1 protein-coding gene is annotated in these 647 nt (G+C 49.6%); it reads left to right on the top strand.

What is annotated here, in order from left to right; translation table 11 throughout:
• The coding region (locus OCF96_RS09865; protein WP_261447056.1) for a hypothetical protein at positions 1-647 on the top strand (647 nt) is incomplete at both ends.

Here is a 647-nt window from a genome sequence, read left to right as displayed (position 1 = left end):
ACAAGTGCTTCAGCTTCAGCAAGCACATCAGCTTCTGAATCAGCGTCAACAAGTGCTTCAGCTTCAGCATCGACAAGTGCGAGCCAATCAGCAAGCACGTCAGCTAGTCAATCGGCTTCAACAAGTGCAAGTCAATCAGCCAGCACCTCAGCTAGTCAGTCAGCATCAACAAGTGCAAGCCAATCAGCAAGCACGAGCGCAAGTCAATCGGCTTCAACAAGTGCTTCAGCTTCAGCAAGCACATCAGCTTCTGAATCAGCGTCAACAAGTGCAAGTCAATCAGCAAGCACGTCAGCTAGTCAATCGGCTTCAACAAGTGCAAGTCAATCAGCCAGCACGTCAGCTAGCCAATCGGCTTCAACAAGTGCTTCAGCTTCAGCAAGCACATCAGCATCTGAATCGGCTTCAACAAGTGCTTCAGCTTCAGCAAGCACATCAGCTTCTGAGTCAGCATCAACAAGTGCAAGCCAATCAGCAAGCACGTCAGCTAGTCAATCGGCTTCAACAAGTGCAAGTCAATCAGCAAGCACATCAGCTAGTCAGTCAGCATCGACAAGTGCAAGCCAATCAGCAAGCACGTCAGCTAGTCAGTCAGCATCGACAAGTGCAAGTCAATCAGCAAGCACCTCAGCTAGTCAGTCAGCATC

It is taken from the genome of Streptococcus mitis (genome assembly GCF_946190065.1).
In the GTDB taxonomy this organism is placed as follows: domain Bacteria; phylum Bacillota; class Bacilli; order Lactobacillales; family Streptococcaceae; genus Streptococcus; species Streptococcus mitis_DE.
Note: the sequence above shows the minus strand (reverse complement) of the source record. Positions and strands in the feature narration are given on the sequence as shown.